Source organism: Vibrio penaeicida (assembly GCF_019977755.1).
Lineage (GTDB): Bacteria > Pseudomonadota > Gammaproteobacteria > Enterobacterales > Vibrionaceae > Vibrio > Vibrio penaeicida.
Genome location: NZ_AP025144.1, coordinates 2,480,069 through 2,500,551, shown reverse-complemented (window position 1 = coordinate 2,500,551; position 20,483 = coordinate 2,480,069). Strand labels below are relative to the sequence as shown.

Sequence of the window (20,483 nt, the reverse complement as noted above, 5' to 3'; positions counted from 1 at the left end):
TAGCCAGCTTTGTTAAGCTGGCTTTTCTTTTTTTAGACACAAAAAAGCCCACAGATTTCGTGGGCAATTAGGAGGATTGGCAAATTCGAGTTATTGGCTTAGATTTCGGAGTTGTAGTCTTCACGCTCAGGGCAACTGCCTAGAATTTCTTTTCTTCCAGATTCATTCCGTTGCTCCAAAATGACATCAAACCCCCAAAGCCTATAAAGGTGTTTCAATACTTCTTGATGGCTGTCGCCTAATGGAATCCTATCATGAGGGACATATTGCAAGATCAAAGAACGATCGCCGCGTACGTCTACATTCCACACCTGAATGTTTGGCTCTAAGTTACTTAAATTATACTGTGCCGCCAGTTTTTCCCTAATTTGGCGATAACCTACTTCATCGTGTATTGCGCTGACTTCTATGTGGTTTTTTCTGTCGTCGTCACTGATAGCAAAGAGTTTAAAGTCACGCATTAACTTAGGCGACAAGTATTGGCTGATGAAGCTTTCATCTTTAAAGTTTGCCATAGCGAAGTGCAATGTATCTAACCAATCTGCTCCTGCGATATCTGGGAACCACTCTCTGTCTTCATCGGTTGGGTCTTCACACATTCTACGAATGTCTTGGAACATCGCAAAACCAAGAGCATATGGATTGATACCGCTAAAGTAAGGGCTGTTGTATGGAGGCTGGGCGACAACATTGGTGTGGCTATGCAAAAACTCAAGCATAAACTTCTCAGACACCAAACCTTCATCGTACAAATGATTCAGTATGGAATAGTGCCAGAATGTTGCCCAACCTTCGTTCATGACCTGTGTTTGTTTCTGAGGGTAGAAGTACTGGCTGACTTTTCTGACAATACGTACTATCTCTCTCTGCCAAGGCTCTAGAAGTGGGGCGTGTTTCTCAATGAAGTACAAGATATTTTCTTGAGGCTCCGTTGGGAAACGAATTTTTTGAGATTGCTCCTTCTCCTCGCTTTTAGGAACCGTTTTCCAAAGCTCGTTAACTTGGGATTGAAGGTATTCCTCGCGAGCTTCTTGCCGTGCCTTCTCCTCCACAATGGAGATCTTTTCTGGACGTTTGTATCGATCGACACCGAAATTCATTAGCGCATGGCAGGAATCCAACAGCTGTTCAACTTCGTCTACGCCGTGTTTTTCTTCACACTCGGTAATATAGTTTCTAGCAAATAATAGGTAATCGACAATGGAGCTTGCATCCGTCCAAGTTTGGAACAGGTAATTGCCTTTGAAGAAAGAGTTGTGACCATAGCAAGCATGAGCCATAACCAAGGCTTGCATGGTTACGGTGTTCTCTTCCATTAGGTACGCAATACATGGGTCTGAGTTAATGACAATTTCATACGCAAGACCCATCTGACCGTGCTTGTAGTTTTGCTCGGTTTGGATAAATTTTTTGCCAAATGACCAATGGTTGTAATTGATGGGCATACCAATGCTTGAGTATGCGTCCATCATTTGTTCCGCTGTGATTACTTCAATTTGGTTAGGGTAGGTGTCTAATCGATAGTGTTCGGCTACCCTTTTGATTTCTTTGTGGTAACGCTCCAGAAGCTCGAATGTCCAATCCGGACCATCTGGCAAGCGCTTGTTGTTTGTCGCTGTTTTTTTAGCTGCTTTAGTCGCCATAGCGCGCCTCCCTATGCCGTTTCTTTTTGAAACAGTTCCCTAAATACTGGGAAAATATCATCCACAGTACGAATATTTTTCATGGCAAAATTGTCGAATGCTTCTTCGAGTTTTTGGTATTCATGCCATAAGGTTTGGTGGGTTCTTCTTGTTATTTCGATATAGGAGTAATATTGACATTCAGGTAAAATATTGTTCACCAATAGCTCTTTACAACGAGGGGAATCATCTGCCCAGTTATCCCCATCTGAAGCTTGTGCTGCGTAGATATTCCACTCGTTAGTTGGATATCTGTCTTTTACGATTTCATTCATCAATTTCAAAGCGCTGGATACGATGGTGCCACCCGTTTCCTGCGAATAGAAAAATTCATGTTCATCGACTTCTTTCGCTTGAGTATGGTGGCGTATGAAGACGACTTCGACATTCTCGTAAGTTCTTGTTAAAAATAGATATAAAAGCACATAAAAGCGTTTTGCGATGTCTTTAGTTGCTTGGTCCATTGAGCCAGACACATCCATCAAACAAAACATGACCGCTTGGCTAGAAGGAATAGGGCGCTTTTCGTAGTTTTTGAAACGCAAATCAAAAGTATCAATAAACGGAACGCGCGCAATACGCTGACGAAGTTCAATGATTTCCTCTTGAAGTTTCTTTTCCTCTAAAGGTTGAGCGGGTTCGTTGCTTTCAATTCGCTCTAACTCTTCTTCTAGCTCTGCAAGTAGTCGCTTTTTGCCCGCGGTTAATGCTGTTCTTCGTGCCAGTGATTGTTGAAGAGAGCGCACTACACTGATATTGGCTGGAATACCCGCGGTTTGGAAACCAGCTCTATGGGTTTTCCATTCTGTGATTTTATTGATTTGGTTTTTTTGAAGGTTAGGTAGCTCTAGATCTTCAAATAGAATATCGAGATATTCGTCTTTTGAAATCTGAAAAACAAAGTCATCTTGACCTTCGCCATCAGCACTTGCATCACCTTCGCCAGAGCCGCCTCCTTGACCGCCTTTTGGTCGCTCAATTTTGTCTCCAGTGATGAATTGGTCATTACCTGGATGAACGCGTTCTCTAACGCCCCCTTGTCCTTGATGAAAAATTGGCTCTTTGATGTCTTTATGTGGAATCGATATATCTTCACCTGTCTCTGTATTGGTGATAGATCGGCGATTCACGGCATCGGCTACCGATTCCTTAATTTGCTCTTTATGGCGGCGTAAAAAGCGTTGTCTGTTGACTGTGCTCTTATTCTTGCCATTGAGCCTTCTGTCGATAAATTGCGCCATACGTTAGTCCCTCTGAAACGTCAAAGTGTCGAACTGTGTGTCATGAGTGACTGGCAATATCTGCCAGTCCCCATATCTAAGACACTTGGTACTAAGAGGATTTACGTACTCGTAGGTACCATTCCGACAACAATCTAACTTGTTTCTTGGTGTAGCCTTTCTCCATCATACGAGCGACAAAGTCGTCGTGTTTTTTCTGATCATCGGTTGAAGTTTTCGCATTGAAGGAAATAACAGGAAGCAGTTCTTCCGTATTCGAGAACATTTTCTTCTCGATGACCGTTCTGAGTTTCTCGTAACTGGTCCAAACGGGGTTTTGCCCTTTATTGTTTGCACGAGCACGTAATACGAAGTTAACGATCTCGTTTCGGAAATCTTTCGGATTACTGATACCTGCCGTTTTCTCAATCTTCTCTAGCTCATTATTAAGCGCGGCACGGTCGAATAACTGCCCTGTTTCCGGATCGCGATATTCTTGATCTTGAATCCAGAAATCGGCGTAGGTGACATAACGGTCGAAGATGTTCTGACCGTATTCAGAGTAGGATTCGAGGTAAGCGGTTTGAATTTCTTTACCGATAAACTCGACATATTTAGGTACTAAATAGCCTTTCAAGAACTCTAAATAACGCTCTGCCATGTCTTGTGGGAACTGTTCTCTTTCTACCTGTTGCTCAATAACATAGAAAAGATGCACAGGGTTTGCCGCCACTTCGGATTGATCGAAGTTAAATACGCGAGAAAGGATCTTGAATGCAAAACGAGTAGAAAGACCCGACATGCCTTCATCGACACCTGCAAAATCTCGGTACTCTTGGTAGCTTTTTGCTTTTGGATCGGTATCTTTCAGGGTTTCCCCATCGTAAACACGCATTTTCGAGAAAATGGATGAGTTCTCAGGATCTTTCATACGAGAAAGAATGCTGAACTGAGCCAAAATGTCCAATGTGCTTGGAGAACATGGCGCTTTTGAAAGCTCACTGTGATCCAACAGTTTTTTGTAGATTTTAACTTCTTCCGAAACACGCAAGCAGTAAGGTACTTTCACAATGTACACCCTATCGAGGAAGGCTTCATTGTTCTTATTATTGCGGAAGGTCTGCCACTCTGATTCGTTCGAGTGCGCCAGAATCATGCCATCAAATGGCAAGGCCGAGAGCCCTTCTGTACCGTTATAGTTACCTTCCTGAGTAGCAGTAAGTAATGGGTGCAGTACTTTGATTGGCGCTTTGAACATCTCTACAAATTCCATCAAGCCTTGGTTAGCTCGACATAATGCACCTGAGTAGCTGTACGCATCAGGGTCGTCTTGTGAGAAGTGCTCAAGTTGACGGATATCGACTTTACCGACAAGTGATGAAATGTCTTGGTTGTTTTCGTCACCCGGTTCCGTTTTTGCAATTGCAGTCTGACCAAGGATAGATGGCCTTACCTTCACAACTTTAAATTTGGAAATATCACCACCAAACTCAGTTAGGCGTTTTGCTGCCCAAGGTGACATGATGGAGCGTAGGTAACGTTTTTCAATGCCATAATCGCCTTTTAGCAAATCACCATCTTCGTTCACATTGAACAAACAGAATGGATGGTCATTGACTGGGCTACGTTCACCATTAGCAGAAAGAACGTAGATAGGCATTTTTTCCATTAGGGCTTTCAGTTTTTCGGCGAGTGACGACTTACCGCCACCAACGGGACCCAAAAGGTATAGAATTTGTTTTCGTTCTTCTAGACCTTGAGCGGCATGTTTTAGGTAAGAAACGATTTGTTCTATCGCGTCTTCCATACCGTAGAAATCTTCAAAGGTTTTGTATCTGGATATCACGCGATTAGAGAAAATACGGCTGAGTCTCGGGTCTAATGCGGTGTCGATGACTTCAGGTTCTCCAATCGCCATTAATAGGCGCTCAGCTGCATTGGCATAGGCGCTTTTGTCTTCACGACATAGCGATAAAAAGTCTTGCAGCGATAGTTCTTCATCCTTGGCTGCTTCATAGCGAGCCTGGTAGTGGTCAAAAATGCTCATAGCGAATACCCCTCTAAACCTGTCAAATCGACTAATTAACAGCGAAAATGTCACGTCCTTCACTAAATAAGGTTAGACCCAGAATTTGAATTCTGCTTATTAATTCGGTATTTATTTCAAATTTTTAAGAAAAAAGTATGAAGCAAGTACGGGTTTGTATGAGTGTGCTAGAAGTGATTCAAACAGGCTGGAGTGTTGCGCAACCTACGGTCGCAATAGGAAAGCACCACATTACAGCGGTGCTTTGATAAAAATATCAAACAATGTGAGAGACTTAGGTCAAAAATAGGACTAAGCGTTGAAGATTTGATTAAATTCCGCCGCAGAGAGGTGATATTGACGTGGACAGCGCTTCCAAGATGCTAACATTCTTTGGTATTTTTCAAGCATTGGCATTTGTGCGTTGAAGTGATGTTCACCCTTGTCGAATTGAGTGTACAACCCTTCGGAGTCGACGAGAAAACGCACATAGTGAACAAGCTGTGATTCACTAGCGATATCGAACCCTAAAAAGTTGAGTCTGCGCTGATCAACATTTTCTCTCTCATCATGGTTGAGCATTTTGTTCGATTCTTGCATCGCATGATACATTTCCATAATCTCAAGAATCTCTCGACACTGCGTTTCATCCAAGCAGCCATAGTCCTTATTTAGCTCTAACATTTGTAGTTCATATCCACGCTCTACAATCGTTTGAAGGCGTTGATACTTTTCGGCATTCTGCGGATCCATCTGCGACATTAGGTTGTATTGGTTCGACAAAATGAGTCGTTGAGCGTTGGTCATTTCCATAGCATGGTCTCTTAAATTTTATTACTTAATCTATGAAACAGGGTAACAGCAAGTATCTGTATCGAAACATGATCTCAACACATGTTTAATAAGGTTTGGTTGGAGATTGAGCGGATATTTTCGTGCTACTGCTAGACAGGAATTCTACTTGTTAGGAAAAAGGTAATGTCTGTCTGAGAATACGCGCAACCATTCTGGTCGATATACGCAAAGTACCGCTAATGTCATTCCGTTGAGGAGGCCTTCAGGAAATGCCATTAAGGGAATCAGCATGAAGAAGTTATCCATTACCGTGGTGAAATCATACAAACCCTGCCAAAGATAGTAGTTTCCTTTCAGCAGGAGGTGTGTGCTCCCAACAAACATGGCATTAAAAAAGCCAGCAACAAAAATGAAAACAAAGACATTTTTGGGTAAGTAGTGATAGCTAAGAGTAAATATGAAATAGCTTAAAAAAATAGGGATGAAGCCTGAAATGGTAATTTGTACCGGTAAATCTATTAACGGCCACTGATTGAAAATGGCGAGGGCGCCAAAAATAGGCAGGCTAAGAAGGCAGGCGACTCGCCAGCCAAACATCATAGTAAAAGCCGTTACACCAAGAAAGTGAATATCTAAACCGCTTTTGACCCCTGCTTTGGTTTGCCAAAGAAAAAAGAGTATTACTAAGGAAATGATAGTGAGGTTCTGAAAAGATTTTTCGCTTAGAAACTTAGGAATAAAGGCATGCTTTGTATCAGCCCAACTTCGTTGTACGACAAAGGCTGTAACGGCGAGACAAAGAAACTGAAGTATTGACATAGTGTAATTCCTAAGGGCACGAACTTTTGTGGAAACACACCCGAACGTTCCAAGATCGTGAGTTTAGCTCTGTTATTTCTATACCCAAGGGTAACTTGGCTATCAATACAACAAAGCCAGCATAATGCTGGCTTTGTTCATGATTGGTTACTTTGTATAGCTTGAGTATAAGGCTTACATGAAAACTAGTATTTCACATTGTCGTTATATTGCTCAAGTATTCCTTTTATCGCATCCATCGTTTCTTTCGGTGGTGGGTTAACCCCTTCGAGTGGGTAGTCGTGCCCTAACGCTTCCCACTTATGTGCGCCCAATTTGTGGTAGGGCAGCAACTCCACTTTTTCGATGTTATCCATATCTTGAATAAACTCACCGAGCATATGCGCGGCCTCTTCGTCGTCGGTGTAACCAGGTACAACAACATATCGAAGCCAAGTTTTTTGCCCAATTTTGTGAAGATAGCGTGCGAAATCTAAAGTGCGCTTGTTGGAAACACCAATAAAATCTTGATGAATGGCATCTTTCATATGCTTGATATCGAGCATGACAAGATCTGAGGCTTCAAGTACTTCATCAACAACATCAGTATGTTTCCGAATATACCCGTTAGTATCCAAACAGGTATGCATCCCTTCCTCTTTAGCCGCACGGAAAAAGTCACGTACGAATTCAGGTTGAAGCATGGCTTCACCTCCCGAGCAAGTGACCCCACCGCCAGAAGCTCTCATGAAGTGCTTATAAGACTTTGCTTCGCTAATGATTTCGTCCACGCTCACTACCTTGCCATCGTGGGTGTCCCACGTATCTCGGTTATGGCAATATTTACAGCGCATTAGACAGCCTTGGAGAAACACAATAAAGCGGATTCCCGGACCATCCACCGTGCCACAAGATTCGAAAGAATGAATACGACCAGTAGTAGACATGAGCTAATCTCTTAGGAATTATTTTCTGTCATTTTATTACAAAATGGCACTGTACCCTAGGAAAAACTGAGGTTATTTGGTCTTAAGGGCAAAATTATTATTTTGCAAAACATCGCTAATTGAATTGCTGAGTGTTTGAGATAGGAATGATACCTATTAACAATGGCTTTCAATGATAAAGTTATAAAAAACATCAGAATATCCAGAACAGGGAAACGGACCCGTTAGCATGGAAATGAGCTTGGTCTTCCTTAAAATCTGGTGTTTTAAGGGAGTAAGAGAGCGATACCCCTACCTCTTTGTAATGCGCTAGAGCGCCTAAAACAGCCGTAGACTGTAAGTGAGTTACAGAAACGAGTGGGACGAGGGGGGGGCGCTTTCCTGTAATTGTGATGTCGTTAAAGCGATATCGAGCTTCGAGCCCAGTAAATACAAACCATCCGCTGCGACCATAATCTAGATGAAGTCGATGTGCTGGGTTGTCGTATTTAATTTCGGCTGAACCAAAAGTATTGGCAAGCGCTTCGCCCATTCGCCACATTACGCCGCTGCCTATTTCGGAGCGAAAGTTTCCTAATGCTACTCGATTGATCCAACTAACCTCAGATTCGTGATTTTCAAAATAACCCGAGTTTCTATGAAGCAAGTTTTGCTGCCTGTAACCCAATTGGTAAACCCAAGGCTCTTCAATTTGGTATGCCCAACCTTGAGGGCGAGCAGACCCAATTAGATCATGAACAAACACTTGTGCAGAATCGGCTTGGGCATTTTTTCCCATTGTTCCAAGCATAACGTTGAGAGTTTGGTGTTTTTCGGTTGTTCTTGCGATCAATGAGCCACTGATGAAACTGATTCCAGAGTATGGGCGCTCATTTATCTTTGGTGTTGTGGATTCAATATCAGTGGGAGTCCATAGTTTTTGCCCAATGTTTAGATTCCAATAATAGCGAGCATTGTTATCCCCAAAACCTATTGTGCTTAAGGAGTGGCTTTGTTCGCTGGACTCGTTTTTATCTAATTCAGACAGAATACCTAACTGAATACCACTACTGTAATCTTCATCACTCCTTACTAAAGAGTCATTGTCCATTGTGAGAGATAAGTGCGATTTGGCTTGTGCAGTCAAAGAAGACAGCGACAGTAAAATAATAGGAACCCAGACAGCATTCATATCAATACTGACTCCTTAGTAAGTGAACTCGATATACGCAATGTGAAACTTTCCCAACTTTTATGCAATAAATCAAGTAAGTGGAAGCGAATAACTTTTTGCAAAAAGAGACATGTGTAGAATTTTGAAATAATTAATGATGCATTTGTCAATAATCAAATGTTAGAAAATTGTAAATTAACCTAAAGTGTCGTCGGATACTTAATAGTACTTTCGAACATTGAATGTACCAACATTGATTTATTAGTCTGAATTTCCAAAGTAGAGGAGGGAGTGATGACAAGTTTTGCGCTCTCACAGAAGCAAAAAGTATGGATATACCTAGCAGCGCTGATGGTAGGTTTTGCTGGGTTATCGGTGTTTATTTCAATAAAAATCAGCTCGGTAACTAATCAATATCAAAATCAGGGGTTTATTCACGAAGGCGTTGCCGAAATCGGTCAAACGCAAATCAGTTTATTGGATTTAGCGGCGCGCTTAAACAATATGACTGGAGAGCAGGTCGAAGAAATTAACGCCATGCTTGAAGATATCTCTCAAAAGGCATTGGGGAAAAAAACGATGCTAGCTGAGGTTGGGCTGCACGATGGAGCGGAAAGCTTTGTTGAGTCTATTTCGGCGTATCAGGATGCATTGGCACCATGGTTAGCGATAAGGCAAGAGATGGGGTTTAATGTTGATGATGGAAAACTAGGTGAACTAAAACAGCTAGCCAATACCATAGAGGCAAAGATTGCTGAAACCGGAATGGTGAGCATCAATTCCGATTTTCAGAATATGGTGAAGACGCAGCAAACTTATCTTTTGCAACCCAATGAAGAGAATCTAAAGTACTTCAACCGTGCGTTGGCAATGTTTATCAATATGTCAAATTCATACGCAATGCTCGACTTATATGAAAAAGAAGTGGAGCTATTTAAAGAGCATTCTGCTCGTGTGAGTGAACTGTCTGTTGAACTAGAATCCGTTGAAGAATCACTCTTTCAAAGACAGAAAGATGTGCAAACTGTCGTTAGACAGCTAGGCGCGAAAATGAATGTGATCAGTGCGGAGTATGGACAGGCAGCGCAGCAAACGTCTTCTACAGTGCAACTTTCTACACTGATCGCATGTTTCGTTTTAGCTCTGTTTACTTTGTTTATTTTTGTATCACAGAACATATCCATATCACGTGCGCTTAAAAAGGTAACGCAGATTCTCGAGCTTGTCTCTAATGGGGATTTGTCGCAAAGAATGCCTGTTTCGAACAACAAAAATGATGAGTTCAATCGTTTGGCACTCAACATTAACCAAGCTTGTGAAAACTTGGGTAAGTTGGTTAAAGGCGTGCAGCACAGCAGTCATGCGCTAGCATCTAACGCGAATGAATTGAACTCTGGCTTAGATGACTTAGTGGCAAGTCAACACGATGTTGTGGGGCAAACTCAAGTACTGGCTTCGGCAACGGAGGAAGTAAGCGTTACTACGCAAGAAGTATCAAGCAGTCTGGATTTGGTGGTGCAAGTGAGTGAGAAATCCAGTGAGTCGGCGCAAGAGGGGGCAACGATCATTACCAGCGCAATAGATTCAATTGAAGATATTGGGAAAATACTTGGTAATGCTGCGACTCACATCAATGCTCTTGAGGACGCTTCTTCAAAAGTGGATTCCGTTATGGATATTATTAATGGTATTGCTGAGCAAACCAATTTGCTTGCGCTGAATGCCGCTATCGAAGCCGCTAGAGCGGGTGAGCAAGGCAGAGGTTTTGCAGTTGTTGCAGACGAGGTACGAAGCTTAGCCGTGAGAACTGTTGATGCTGTCGCCGAAATATCGGGTACGATTGAAACCATGAAAAAAGAGAGTGCTGAAGTGATTCAATACATTGGGCAGTCCGAATCGTCTATGCAGCAGGGCCGAGAAAAAGGGCATGAAGCGATGGAAGCGTTGAAGTTGATTACTGAGCAAGTCAGCGAGGCAACGGAGCAAACCGAGCGAATTTCATCATCGATTAAAGAGTTGGCAACTACCAGTCAATCCATGGCGGATAGCATGTCTCAAATTTCCTCCTCAATGAGCACAATTGAAGACAATAATACCCAGCTTAGAGAGGCGAGCAGCCGAGTAGATGAACGATCTGGTGTATTAATTAAAGAATGCAATCAATTTGCAGTTTAGTTACTTGGGTATATGCCTATTAGAAACGCAAAAAAAGCCCCCGAATTTTCGGGGGCTTGTTTTTTAGAACTCAGTGATTATAGAGATTCAGTGAAAGTACGAGCAATAACGTCTTTCTGCTGTTCAGTGGTCAGAGAGTTGAAACGAACAGCGTAGCCCGATACACGGATTGTTAGCTGAGGGTAGTTCTCTGGGTGCTTAACAGCATCTTCTAGCGTTTCACGGTTAAGAACATTCACGTTCAAGTGCTGTCCACCTTCAATCCCTGTTTCATGGTGGAAGTAACCATCCATTAGACCAGCAAGGTTAGCACGTTGTGAATCTTCTTCTTTACCAAGTGCGTTTGGTACGATTGAGAATGTGTAAGAGATACCATCTTTCGCATCAGCAAACGGAAGTTTACCAACTGATGTTAGAGAGGCAACGGCACCTTTCTCGTCACGACCGTGCATTGGGTTAGCACCAGGAGCGAAAGGAGCACCGGCTTTACGACCGTCTGGTGTAGTACCTGTTTTCTTACCGTATACCACGTTAGAAGTGATAGTTAGGATAGATTGAGTTGGTACTGCATCGCGGTAAGTCTTAAGCTTACGGATTTTCGCCATGAAGTTAGAAACAAGTTCACATGCCATGTCATCAACACGTGAATCATTGTTACCAAATTTCGGGTAATCGCCTTCGATTTCGAAATCGATAGCAATGCCGTCTTCATCACGGATTGGTTTAACTTTAGTGTGCTTAATCGCAGACAAAGAATCGGCAGCAACAGATAGACCAGCTATACCACAAGCCATAGTACGTCGAACATCGCGATCGTGAAGTGCCATCAAAGCAGCTTCATAGCTGTACTTATCGTGAGAGTAGTGGATAGCATTCAGAGCCGTTACGTACTGTTTTGCTAACCAATCCATTAGGTTGTCTAGACCTGCCCAAACTTTATCGAAGTCTAGGTACTCTTCAGTCATTGGTTCGCTTTTCGGACCAACCTGCATCTTCAATTTCTCATCAACACCACCGTTGATAACGTATAGAAGTGTTTTTGCAAGGTTTGCACGAGCACCAAAGAACTGCATGTGCTTACCGATGATCATTGGAGATACACAACATGCGATCGCGTAATCATCGTTGTCGAAGTCTGGACGCATTAGGTCGTCATTTTCGTACTGGATAGAAGACGTATCAATAGATACCTTCGCACAGAACTTCTTGAAGCCTTCAGGTAGTTGTTCAGACCAAAGTACAGTGATGTTTGGCTCTGGAGAAGGTCCCATAGTGTATAGGGTATTTAGGAAACGGAAGTTAGTACGTGTAACCAACGTACGACCATCAACGCCCATACCACCCATAGATTCTGTTGCCCAGATAGGGTCGCCAGAGAATAGCTCATCGTACTCAGGAGTACGTAGGAAGCGAACCATACGCAGCTTCATTACGAAGTGGTCGATCATTTCTTGAGCTTGTTCTTCTGTGATGATGCCTGCTGCGATATCACGCTCAACATAAACATCGAGGAACGTTGAAGTACGACCTAGAGACATCGCCGCGCCGTTCTGAGATTTAACTGCAGCTAGGTAACCAAAGTATGTCCACTGAATCGCTTCTTGAGCGGTAGTCGCTGGAGCAGAAATATCATAGCCATATGAAGCTGCCATTTCTTTCAACTGACCTAGTGCACGATGCTGTTCCTGAATCTCTTCACGAAGTTGCATTGTCATTTGCAAGTCTTCACCAGACTCAAGTTGATCTTGAGTAGAGTGGAATTGAGCAACTTTGTCTTTGATTAGAAAATCTACACCGTACAATGCAACACGACGGTAATCACCGATGATACGACCACGACCGTATGCATCTGGAAGACCAGTTAGAACACCAGATTTACGACATTTTAGGATGTCTGGAGAGTAGACATCAAAAACACCTTGGTTGTGTGTTTTGCGGTATTCAGAAAAGATTTTTGAAACTTGTGGATCAAGTTCACGACCGTATGCTTTACAAGAACCTTCGATCATGCGCACACCGCCATTAGGCATGATGGCACGCTTAAGCGGAGCTTCTGTTTGAAGACCTACGATAGTCTCAAGATCTTTATTGATGTAACCAGCATCGTGTGACGTGATGGTAGAGATAACAGAAGTGTCGAAATCAACAGGCGCATGAGTGCTGTTTTCTAGCTTAATGCCTTCCATTACTTTAGCCCAAAGCGTATTTGTTGCTTCAGTGCCTTCAGATACTAGGAAAGATTCGTCGCCTTCATATGGCGTATAGTTCTTTTGAATGAAATCACGAACGTTAACTTCGTTTTGCCAGTCACCTTCAGCAAAACCTTCCCAAGCTTTAGCAAATTGCTCTGCCATGACATACCTACCTTTTTAGTAGTAAAAAACCGTACTGTCTTCGCCGTTGAGCCAGCTATCCTTTCTTAAGGAGCAGTACACTCTAATTAATAACAATATGAATAGTCTCGATTTTTCTTCATGAAACCATACATGTTGTTACTGGTTGTTCATTTTTATCTACAATTTGAAAAGTACTTTCTCTTTTCTTCGTTTCTGAGAATAGGCTAAAAAATTTTTGAAAACCTTAAACTAAATCAATAAATATCAAAAAAAGTTGATAAAAAGTGGGTGGCAAAGCTTGCCACCCACAAAATATTTTAATTTATAGCCAAGATGTCAGACCGTATTGGCTTTCAAGCATACCAACTGCCAGCATAGCAACTAGACATATAACGAGTACACCGCCAGGGATCACAACTCTGTCTATAAACGAAAGTTTCTTTGAACGCTCTTTGTCACCGATAAGACCGTTGTTGTCTAGTAACATAGTGATTGCCCAAGCAAGTACAGGGTTAACAACAGCGCTGCCAAAAATACAGATACCGGCTGCTTGTGAATCTTTGGTGTCCTTAACCATTTGCATACCTGCCTCAAGAAGCGGAAGGAATACACCGACTAACAGTGCGACTCGCATAACTGGTGGCCAAACCGCTACATCCATTGGGAAACCAAGAATGGCAACAATGATACACAGTGAGCCAAGCAAAATAGCACCAGCAGGAATTGGACGTTTGGCGATAGCTGCTGGGATCATGTAAGTACCCCATGATGAAGTGATGTTACCGCCACCAACTGCTGTACCAACCATTTGGCGAACTGAACACATGGTCATGGTGTCATCTACGTCCATCAGCACCCTGTTTGTACGTTTTGGGTAGTTCAGTTCTTGGAAAATTCGGTGTCCAAGGAAGTCTGGCGACCACATCGCAACGGCTAGAATGGCGAAAGGCAACGAAGCAATAAAATGCTGCATGGTAGGTAAACCTAATTGCCAACCTGTTTCCGTACTGCCCCACCAGTAAACTGGGTTAAGGTTAGGTAAGCCCATTTCGGTTTCGAATTTAAGGTCGAAACTAGCACCTAGCGCTAACGCAATCACCAAACCGACAGCGGCACACACAGGTATGGCTAACCAACGCATGTTTATTTTCGCAAGAAACGCGTAAATAACGATGGTAACCGCCAGCACAACTAAACCAACGTATCCCATGCTGCCAGCTGCTACATCTGCCGACTGTAGACCTGTCGCCCAGCTTTGAATAGAACCAATTTGACTCATGGTTCCAGTGAAGCCGAGGAAAATGAGTAAACCCCCAGCGGTACCTTCTGAAGTGAGGTTAACCAGTTTTGAGCCTCCCTTGAAATAGCTGAGAAGTAGACCAAAGACACCAAGAAGAATTGCGAGAGCAAGAGGGTGAGCACCGGCAAGAGCAATCGTACCGATTAGCGGAATCATTGGACCGTGGTTACCGGCTAAGTTTGCTCTAGGGTTTATAAATCCAGAGGCCAGAATACAAAAAAGAAGAGCGGGAATGAGCATTTCTACTCGTGCGACTTCAATGGCAAATTCTTTACCGAGATTGACATGATCCCAAGCAGCAGTTAGGCCGTCTGCCCACGACATCATTACAGCGGAGTACATTGCGATAATGCCAATGGTGCCCGCTAGTGCTGGGACCAGATCCTCAAGTTCAAATCTGAAATCGCGACCTGGTAGGTTCAAACCGTAGCGACGAGGCTTCATAATTTGAAGCTCGTGATCTAGATAATCGGAACGACTGTCGAATTCTGAAGCTGGTCTATGCAGTTCGCTATAGCTTTTTTCATCTATCGCGTCTGAGTTGTCTTTATGGACGGCGTCGGACATAGAATCCTCGTTTTCTTAAAGTTAGTAATTCTTCAAAGCGATGAATTAGCGCAAAGATGTCACTATTCATCAGTCTAATTAGTAGCACGAAATAATTGAGCTAGTTTTGCATAATATGAAACTAAATTTCAGACTAATTTCTTGTTTTTTCGTCTAATGCGAGTTTATCAACAGCCGCTTTAGAATGATTGATCTTGATCACTTTAAGGCTAAAGATGAAATAAAACTACAATACGGCGGTGTAAGCATGAGAAGCAGGATAGAATACGTAAGTTGGTTACGGTTATTTTTAGAAAGATACAAGAATTGCGATGCATCTATCAGCTCGGATGATAAAAACATGATTTTTATCATTAAGGCGTTGGGACGAGAGGGAATTTAATCATTTCCTGTGTGGGCAATATGCTCTCGAAAGCTCGTTGTTTCGATTTTTATGCTAATTCTTATGAGCTAATAGAGATGGCTTGATATTTGCTTTAATCCCCCTATACAGAGAAATGAACTTGCAGTGGCAATAGGTTGCCACTTTTGGGGACAAAGAATGAACAAAGTAAAGTATAGCGCCATTGTTGTCGCCTCATTGGTGGCCTTGTCTGGTTGTGGCTCAGAGAGCAAAAGCAGCACGGGCAGCAATAGTAAGCCTCCTACACCTCCAGCCCCTGAGCCTACTCCGCCGCCAGCACCGGAGTATTTTAACTTTCAGTTTTTACAGCTTCTAACAACGACAACAGCAAGTGAAGTTGCCGGTTGTACGGTTTTTTCAGAAAGCACGAGCGGTTCAACAACAACTTACACCTATGGCAAGCTTGCAAGTGATCTAACTGCACAGATTAACAATGCCGATGGAACGATTAATAGGCAGCTTACGGTGCCATCTTCAGGATATCTTAAAGTTGATAAAACATTGGTACCGACGGGTGGCTTCATAACTGTGATAGATTCACCTAGCGAGACGGACCACTATTACAAAGCGTTGTCTATTCAACGTAATCTATTGAGTAATCACACTATTAATGTTGGTCGTAACCAAGGTAACGTTCAATGCTATTCGGCAAATCAGTCGCCTAGCACCAAGGAAGGGTATGCCTCTGTAGGGGTACTAGGTCTTACAGTGACGGGTTATGACTATGCTTCAACACAGGGCAATAGCGGGGTAGTTAATTCAACTTCCCATGAAATAAAAGCGTTAACAAGCGAGCCAGTATTGGTGAGGGCTTACAATAATACTGACCTTGTTGGATACGCTGAAGTGACAGAGTTAACGCCAGCGGCTTTTGGGAGTGTTAAGCAAATTCAGGCCCTTACGGAAAGTGTGGACGGCTCTTTACAAACATCTGGTCACACATGGAATTCTATAGGTGTTAACCTTCACAAATCTCCTTACAACTATTCTTGGGAAAACCCTTCAGCATCAGGTAGTGCGTTCACTATCAAATCGAATTCCGATTTAACGTTTAATTACCGTGCAAAAGGAACGTCTTCTACAAGTTGGAATTTTACAGTAAATGGTGTGGTAGGCAGCACTTTAGACATACAGTTGCCTGACTCATTAAGCTTGAACGATACAGCACCTACCATACAACAAGATGCGTTAGGTCACAGCTTCATTAACGCTGGAGTATCAACATCAGGTAAATCGCTGATTACACGAGCTCAATACAACTCGACTGTAACTGGTTCAACACTAACTCACGCGATCTATTCTGTATCTACAAATGGTAATACTAAAATTCCACAACTGAATTTACCCAACATCAGTGCATCTAACAGCAACAGCGTTAGTACTTCAGCGTTCGAAGTTGCGGCTTTAGATTTGAGTTTTGCTCGTTATGTTATGACAGACACTGGTGCAAGTGCCAGTGACACGGTTCGGGACTTGGCGTTACCAAACCAAGTTGTTTCGCAAGAAAATACATTACGTCACTCAAACTATACGAAAGTCTCAAGGTAATTCGCTAAACGTACGAGGGTTTTTCTAGCAAGATTAATTTCGTATTTATGTGTGACTCAAGTTAACTTTTAAGAGCCTCATTAAAGAGGCTCTTTTTACATCATTATCCAGATTTACCGATGATAAACTCTGGTCGATGAATACTTATTCAGTTATATTGTCTGAATAATGAAAATTTCAAAGTTAATAATATGTTGCAAGAAGGTTTCTTGAATGCTAGCTTGTAACACAATTAGAGGTCGGAGTACCTTGCAGTCGGAAAAATACAGGGAGTAAAAGCGCATGAAGGATGTAATCGCGCTGGATATAAAAGAACTGCACAAAACATTCGGACAGAACGAAGTTTTAAAAGGCATTTCACTAGAAGCCCATAAAGGGGACGTAATTTCAATTATCGGCTCTTCCGGTTCAGGAAAGAGTACCTTCCTTAGATGTATCAACCTACTTGAGACGCCTACTGCTGGCGAAATATGGGTTAACGGCGAGTTGATCCAAATGAAACAAAATCGTCGCGGCGAATCTCTCCCTGCAAATGAAAAGCAAGTGCAACGAATCCGTTCTCGTTTAGCAATGGTTTTTCAAGGGTTTAACCTATGGTCACACATGACCGTTTTAGAGAACGTCATGGAAGCACCTGTTCATGTATTGGGTGTGCCAAAAGCGGAAGCGAAAGAAAAGGCAGAAGAACTGCTGAAAAAAGTGGGTCTCTACGAACGTAAAGATTATTACCCTGGTCACCTCTCTGGTGGGCAACAACAGCGTGCGGCAATTGCAAGAGCACTCGCTGTGGATCCAGAAGTTATGTTGTTTGACGAGCCGACGTCGGCACTAGATCCGGAGCTTGTTGGTGAAGTGTTGGGGGTTATGCGTGATCTCGCGGAAGAGGGCAGAACCATGCTTGTCGTCACACATGAAATGGCTTTTGCTCGCGATGTTTCTAATCATGTCATGTTTTTGCATCAAGGCTTGGTGGAAGAACAGGGAGATCCATCTAAACTATTTACAAACCCTGAATCCGAAAGGCTTCAGCAGTTTATATCTTCAATTTATTAAGCATTGTTTGCTTAAGTATTGATTTAAGAATAATTGGTCACTAAGCACCAAAGTAAGTAAACACAATATTTGAAACCATTCACAGGAGTATGGAAATGAAAAAATGGTTACTCGCTGCAACTTTAGCAGCTACGGCTATTGCTGGTACTGTTCAAGCAAAGGATTGGAAGACAGTACGTTTTGGAATTGAAGGAGCTTATCCTCCGTTTAGTTGGACGGAAGCTGATGGCTCGTTGAAGGGTTTTGATGTGGATATGGCCAATGCTCTGTGTAAAGAGATGGCTGTAAAATGTAAAATCGTTCCACAAGACTGGGATGGTATCATTCCTTCGCTTCTCGCTCGCAAATACGATGCGATCATTGCGGCAATGTCTATCACTGAAGAACGTAAAAAGAAAATCGATTTCACTGGTAAATACGCCCTGATTCCAAACAAATTCATTGCCAAAAAAGGTGCAAACATTAACTTCGACAACCTTGATGGTGTGAAGATTGGTGTTCAGCGTGCTACAACGCACGACAAATACCTAACAGATAACTACAAGGCAGTTGAGATTGTACGTTACGGTTCTTTTGATGAGGCTTACTTAGATTTAGCAAATGGTCGAATCGCATCGGTTTTGGGTGATGCCTCTGCACTTGAAGAAGGCGTGCTTAACAAAGACGGCGGGGAAGCTTATGAGTTTGTGGGTCCTTCGCTAACTGATCCAAAATGGTTTGGTGAAGGCTTTGGTATCGCAGTCCGTAAACAAGATAAAGATCTTACGGCTAAACTTGATAAAGCAATCAAGTCTCTACGCGAGAAAGGCATTTATCAAGATATTGCTGCTAAATACTTCAATTACGACGTATACGGCGATTAATTTCCGCTTTTCTCTTCAATAAAGAAAATTAGACGACAAAAGCAGGGGCTTTTTAGCCTCTGCTACTTCAAAAAAATACGGTCTTATTTTTTCTTCTCAGCTCGTTGTATTACTGGATGTAAATATGCTGGATCTTCAAGGATACGAAGTCTCGATATTAAAGGGCGCGTTACTTACAATTGAAGTTGCGATCCTGTCACTGATTCTTGCAATGGCATTAGGAATGCTAGGCGCACTCGCCAAACTCGCACCTTATCGCTGGGCACGCGCCATCGCTACGTTATACACAACCGTCATTCGAGGCATTCCTGATCTTGTTCTGATGATGTTGATTTTCTTCGGTGGTCAGATTCTTCTTAATAATAGTTTGTATTCGATCAACGAATGGTTGAACGAGTGGATGACGTCTAGCAACCCAGACCATGAGTGGGTGTCTTACCTACCGGATTACATTGATGTGAGCCCGTTTGTTGCTGGCGTGTTGACGATAGGATTTATATTTGGGGCCTACATGGCGGAGACATTTCGTGGCGCTATCATGGCAGTGGACAAAGGTGAGCTCGAAGCCGGTAAAGCGTATGGTATGAGTAGTGTTCTCGCCTTTCGACGTATCTTGTTGCCTCAAATGATTCGTCATGCATTGCCTGGTTTCGGTAATAACTGGCTGGTATTGCTCAAAACGACGGCTCTGGTATCTATTATCGGTTTAGAAGATATGGTTCGTGTAAGCTCTTTGGCTGCGGGCTCAACTAAAATGCCTTTCACTTTTTACATGACTGTTGCTGTTATCTTCCTCATTTTTACTAGCGTTTCTACTGGCTTCCTAAAGCTTGTAGAGCGTAAGTTCAGTATTCACGCGAGGTAATCCCATGGACTTTTCATTGATAATAGAAAGTTTCCCGGTTTACTTAGAAGGTTTGTGGACCACGGTATGGTTAGTCGGTTTGGCACTGATCATTGGGTTGATGGTTGCGATACCTTTGGCGGTAGCACGCAATAGTACGAACTATCTGATCAGTACGCCTTCTTGGGGGGTCATTTATTTCTTTCGTGGAACTCCGCTCTTGGTTCAGCTCTATCTAATTTATTATGGAATGGACCAGTTCTTTCCGGTGAAAGATACGCTGTGGGAACACGCTTGGTTCTGTGCGCTTGTTGCGTTTGTTTTGAACACTTCGGCTTATACTGCTGAAATTATACGTGGCGCGATAAATGGGCTCCCTAAAGGGGAAATTGAAGCCGCAAAAGCATACGGAATGAGTACTTGGAAGACATATCGGAGAATTATTTTACCAAGTGCCTTAAGAAGAGCACTGCCAGCATACAGTAATGAAGTGATATTTATGCTTCATGGCTCGGCAGTAGCAGGCATCGTTACCATCATGGATTTGACGGGAGCGGCTAGGTTGGTGAACTCTCGTTATTACGCTCCCTTCGAATCATTTTTAACGGCTGGGCTGTTCTATATGGGACTAACCTTTATCATTTTGGGTTGCTTCAAAGTCGCAGAGAAAAGATTTCTGGCATACTTACGCCCGCTTTCTTAACTGGTCTTATCGAACAAAAAGTATCTGGGTATAAAACAGAAGCATTAAAAAAAGCTCAATGCAGAGGATG

The 20,483-nt window shown here is 42.7% G+C and carries 15 protein-coding genes; 6 read left to right on the top strand and 9 right to left on the bottom strand.

Annotated elements, in window-relative coordinates; translation table 11 throughout:
* Positions 1-98: 98 nt before the first annotated feature.
* From LDO37_RS11140 to LDO37_RS11110, 7 genes are all read right to left on the bottom strand, one after another.
* On the bottom strand, positions 99-1,643 hold the full coding sequence (locus tag LDO37_RS11140) for a SpoVR family protein (RefSeq protein ID WP_126606478.1): 1,545 nt from the start codon (positions 1,641-1,643) through the stop codon (positions 99-101).
* Between the two features lie 11 nt (positions 1,644-1,654).
* Positions 1,655-2,923 (bottom strand): YeaH/YhbH family protein, encoded by a 1,269-nt coding sequence (locus LDO37_RS11135; protein WP_126606479.1) that lies wholly within the window; start codon positions 2,921-2,923, stop codon positions 1,655-1,657.
* Between the two features lie 91 nt (positions 2,924-3,014).
* On the bottom strand, positions 3,015-4,949 hold the full coding sequence (locus LDO37_RS11130) for a PrkA family serine protein kinase (RefSeq protein WP_101114959.1): 1,935 nt from the start codon (positions 4,947-4,949) through the stop codon (positions 3,015-3,017).
* 291 nt (positions 4,950-5,240) lie between these two features.
* On the bottom strand, positions 5,241-5,741 hold the full coding sequence (locus LDO37_RS11125) for a YfbU family protein (RefSeq protein WP_101114960.1): 501 nt from the start codon (positions 5,739-5,741) through the stop codon (positions 5,241-5,243).
* 144 nt (positions 5,742-5,885) lie between these two features.
* On the bottom strand, positions 5,886-6,542 hold the full coding sequence (locus tag LDO37_RS11120; protein WP_126607028.1) for an energy-coupling factor ABC transporter permease: 657 nt from the start codon (positions 6,540-6,542) through the stop codon (positions 5,886-5,888).
* A gap of 185 nt (positions 6,543-6,727) precedes the next feature.
* Complete coding sequence (gene pflA, locus LDO37_RS11115; protein WP_126607027.1) at positions 6,728-7,468, bottom strand: pyruvate formate lyase 1-activating protein; 741 nt, start codon at positions 7,466-7,468, stop codon at positions 6,728-6,730.
* Between the two features lie 193 nt (positions 7,469-7,661).
* Complete coding sequence (locus LDO37_RS11110; RefSeq protein ID WP_126607026.1) at positions 7,662-8,639, bottom strand: lipid A deacylase LpxR family protein; 978 nt, start codon at positions 8,637-8,639, stop codon at positions 7,662-7,664.
* A 276-nt stretch (positions 8,640-8,915) separates the two neighbouring features.
* Here LDO37_RS11110 and LDO37_RS11105 point away from each other — a divergent pair, with 276 nt between their 5' ends.
* On the top strand, positions 8,916-10,796 hold the full coding sequence (locus LDO37_RS11105) for a methyl-accepting chemotaxis protein (protein WP_126607025.1): 1,881 nt from the start codon (positions 8,916-8,918) through the stop codon (positions 10,794-10,796).
* Positions 10,797-10,873: 77 nt separating this feature from the next.
* Here the strand turns inward: LDO37_RS11105 and pflB are convergent, their stop codons facing one another.
* Complete coding sequence (gene pflB / locus LDO37_RS11100; protein ID WP_126607024.1) at positions 10,874-13,150, bottom strand: formate C-acetyltransferase; 2,277 nt, start codon at positions 13,148-13,150, stop codon at positions 10,874-10,876.
* A gap of 304 nt (positions 13,151-13,454) precedes the next feature.
* Positions 13,455-14,999 (bottom strand): DUF3360 family protein, encoded by a 1,545-nt coding sequence (locus LDO37_RS11095; RefSeq protein WP_104400743.1) that lies wholly within the window; start codon positions 14,997-14,999, stop codon positions 13,455-13,457.
* 541 nt (positions 15,000-15,540) lie between these two features.
* On the opposite strand from LDO37_RS11095, the gene LDO37_RS11090 reads away from it, so the two are divergent.
* From LDO37_RS11090 to LDO37_RS11070, 5 genes are all read left to right on the top strand, one after another.
* Positions 15,541-16,950: a hypothetical protein gene (locus LDO37_RS11090; RefSeq protein WP_126607023.1), complete on the top strand. Its 1,410-nt coding sequence runs from the start codon at positions 15,541-15,543 to the stop codon at positions 16,948-16,950.
* 282 nt (positions 16,951-17,232) lie between these two features.
* Positions 17,233-18,003, top strand: a complete 771-nt coding sequence (locus LDO37_RS11085; protein ID WP_104400745.1) for an ABC transporter ATP-binding protein — start codon at positions 17,233-17,235, stop codon at positions 18,001-18,003.
* Between the two features lie 95 nt (positions 18,004-18,098).
* The gene (locus tag LDO37_RS11080; RefSeq protein WP_317982627.1) at positions 18,099-18,866 is read left to right on the top strand and encodes an ABC transporter substrate-binding protein; all 768 of its coding nucleotides are present in this window, start codon (positions 18,099-18,101) and stop codon (positions 18,864-18,866) included.
* Positions 18,867-18,990: 124 nt separating this feature from the next.
* A complete protein-coding gene (locus LDO37_RS11075) occupies positions 18,991-19,731 on the top strand; it encodes an ABC transporter permease (protein WP_101114971.1) in 741 nt (246 codons plus the stop codon).
* Positions 19,732-19,735: 4 nt separating this feature from the next.
* Positions 19,736-20,413 (top strand): ABC transporter permease, encoded by a 678-nt coding sequence (locus LDO37_RS11070; protein WP_126607022.1) that lies wholly within the window; start codon positions 19,736-19,738, stop codon positions 20,411-20,413.
* The last annotated feature ends 70 nt before the right edge of the window (positions 20,414-20,483 follow it).